The following is a 3,120-nucleotide window of genomic DNA, read 5'->3' as shown; positions in this document are numbered from 1 at the left end:
ATAGAACAAAGTATGCTACAAGCTAAAGAAGGTCAAATAGTTGACAATGAAGAAGTAATGAAAATTTTTAACAAGTGGCATTAAAAGTTGTTTGGACATTAAACGCTTATCATTGAGATTGTATTTTTTAAAAGTACAAAACAAAAACCTTTGTAATTTTTGATATTCTTGAATAGTCATTTTAGAACAAAAACTACTTTATCCCTCCTCCATTTTCTCCCCACCCGGCGCCTTAAAATATTCCCTAGTATTTTTCAAAAAATCTAAAAAAGTAGATAAGAAAACTTTAGCGATACTTTTATAATCTGCACCTCTAGAACGCAAAGTTAAAACGAGTGTAATACTAAAACTGACCAAAAAATTTGTCATACCGATAATAAAAATACCTAGCAAAGCCCAGAGAATGGTTTGGTAGTTAAAATGGTAATTCAAAATAGAATAACCTAAATTTGATGAACTGAAAGCAATGTGCCTACTATCGAAAGCACCTGGTAAAAAATTGCTCAATAAAAAAGTAGAACCTAGTAAAAAACCTATGCTTATGTTGCCAAATAAGCTACCTAGTTTTTCGTCAGCATATTTTGCTAGGCGGTCGCTATTAAAAAACAGTTTACTTTCTCGTATTCTATAAGAAATATTTGAGGCGATAACTTTATTGTCGAAATAGCCAGAAATTAAACCAGAAAATGCCAAATGAAAACCTGCAATAGCTGCATAAAATACTAAGCTAAAACTCGGCATACTTTTTTTCATTAAATATTGAGGTGTTATGGCTTGGTTTATTATATCTACAGGAAAAAATCTTAAAAGCAATGCAATAAAACAGGAAAAAAGAAATGCCATTAAAAAGTTTCCAAACAATGAAACAAACTGAGTGCTAAATACTTTTCTATCTAGTTGCAGTACACTAAAATCGGTATCGAGTATTAGGTCATTATTTTTATCAATGTTTTTTATAACATTTAAATTTTTTAATGATTAAAAATTATATTGATACGGTAAAAAACAACAGCTATTTTCAATCCCGTTTCCCCAAGCGAACCAGCAAGAAAGACCACGTGGATCAAACAGGTCATTTCTGAGTACTGATCCAAAGAACGACCTTATTCTAAAACCACCATCTTATCTTATTTGAGATAACTTACAGGTCTTTTACGGGGCATAGCCCATGCGCAAATTGCCCCATTGCTGCCCCTTGACCATAATAGGCGTGCTCAGGTCTTTCATTAAGACAAACTTGCCGCCCCCCATATCCCGCAAATAACTTTGCAACAGATAATCTTTGGTATTTGCCCCGGCAGAGGCCCCTGTTCTATCCGTAAAAATACGTCGGTTTCGGCAATTCCCTGCATTCCAGACCGGATCATCGGATTTTTGCGGATTGTTATAGATCAGGTTATGCGTTGGCAGATAGCCATTCACATCAACCGCGGCACAAAAAGCAACCTTGTCATGAAAATCAAGCACAGGCTCTTGTGCATCGGGCAGGACACGATCGGTGAAATCCAAATACCTTGTTGTGTGTTGTTGCGGATCGCTGTTCTCAACAGGTTGATATTCTTTATCGAATAAGTCTTCCAACGATATCTCACCCGCATCGATGGCTGCATCGAAACGCAAACCAATTTCCTTTGCTGTACTGATACCCTTGGCGATAAAGGGTTGATCCATAGCGATCACACTCTCTAGGCACGTCTGGGCTAATTTTTGGGAATTCTGATCAAAAACCACCATAACACCCGATAGAAGAACCGCCTCTACGGTTCCTTTCAGGCAACCATAGGGATGAACCTCAATGTCGACGGCAGCGCCTTGCTCTACAGGGCCATTAAGCTTGCAAAGAAGCGTACCTTTATTCGTGAAATCGCGCAGGCTAACCGGCTCTCTGTTTCCCTGAAAGGACAAGATGCCGTCCAGATCATACGGAATACGTTGTAGCTTTTCACCATCACCCGCGTGCGTTTCCTTAACAGCGGTTTCTAAACGCAGATTAAGCGCTTCGAGAAGATCGCGCATTTTGTTGGCATTGGTTTCCTGCGTTTGCGTTAGACCGCGCACATCGTTCACTTCTGAAACGACTGTCGCCATGGAATCTGTTACCTGCCTTGTGCTGACAGCTGCCTGTTGCGCATTTCGCCCAATTTCATTAATCGCCGCGACCTGTTCCTGTACACGGTCAGATACTTCCGAAGAAAAGTCTTCAACGGAATTAATGACAGAGGTGATATTCGCAATTACCTCGACCACCTGTCCGGTGACTGATTGAATTTCGGTAATTTGGTTAGTGATATCTTTTGTTGCTCCGGCTGTTTGTTGTGCCAGACTTTTCACTTCGCTGGCCACAACAGCAAATCCCTTACCGGCATCGCCAGCACGCGCAGCCTCAATCGTCGCATTTAGCGCAAGAAGGTTAGTTTGACCTGCGATGCCTTCGATCAGCTTGACGACATCCCCAATCTTTTCCGAGGCCTGTGCCAACACCTGAATAGTATCTGTGGCCCCTTTGGCTTCTTGCGCGGCCCCCTTGGCTCCTTCTGCCGTTTTGGCTACATGCTCGCCAACAAGGGCGATAGAAGCATTCATTTCTTCAGTTGCCGCCGCCACTGCATCGACATTTTGCGTCGCCGTGTTGGCATCGTTTTCTAATTCATTTGCTTTGCTGCTGACACTATCCAACGCGTTGCGCGTTGCTGCACTGGCATCCTGCATTGCATCGCCCGCCAACTTGGCTTGGGACATCGTACCTTCAAATTCACCCTGCAAAGCATCCCCCAGGGTATGAAGATCACGCCGTAAAGCATAAGCCTGTCGTTCGGCTTTAATCAGGCTGCCATTTTCCTCGCCAGTATCGACGATGTCCGTAACTGCTTTCTCCATCTGTGGCAAAGCCCCCTTTTTTATGGGGTCTGTAGTCGCCCCATTATCACTGTTTGCACAGATAAAATGTCCCGTATTTAGGTTAACAAAAGGTTTGCTAAAAATAAGACATTTTATCTCAATGCTTTAGGAACTTACCGACATTCAGAAAACTTAAAATTCTAGCATTATTTCAATCACTGAGAGACTGTTTAATTTTTTCAGAGCTAATCTTACAGGCCCGCTTATATCATTGGGCATCAT

The 3,120-nt window shown here is 41.7% G+C and carries 2 protein-coding genes; both read right to left on the bottom strand.

What is annotated here, in order from left to right; genetic code table 11:
• Positions 1 to 198: 198 nt before the first annotated feature.
• The gene (locus Q0241_RS10285) at positions 199 to 903 is read right to left on the bottom strand and encodes a hypothetical protein (RefSeq protein ID WP_299377024.1); all 705 of its coding nucleotides are present in this window, start codon (positions 901 to 903) and stop codon (positions 199 to 201) included.
• 249 nt (positions 904 to 1,152) lie between these two features.
• Positions 1,153 to 2,877 (bottom strand): methyl-accepting chemotaxis protein, encoded by a 1,725-nt coding sequence (locus tag Q0241_RS10280; protein WP_299377022.1) that lies wholly within the window; start codon positions 2,875 to 2,877, stop codon positions 1,153 to 1,155.
• Positions 2,878 to 3,120 lie beyond the last annotated feature (243 nt).

The organism is uncultured Kiloniella sp. (assembly GCF_937128705.1).
Taxonomy (GTDB): domain Bacteria; phylum Pseudomonadota; class Alphaproteobacteria; order Kiloniellales; family Kiloniellaceae; genus Kiloniella.
This window is presented reverse-complemented; position numbering and strand designations above follow the sequence as displayed.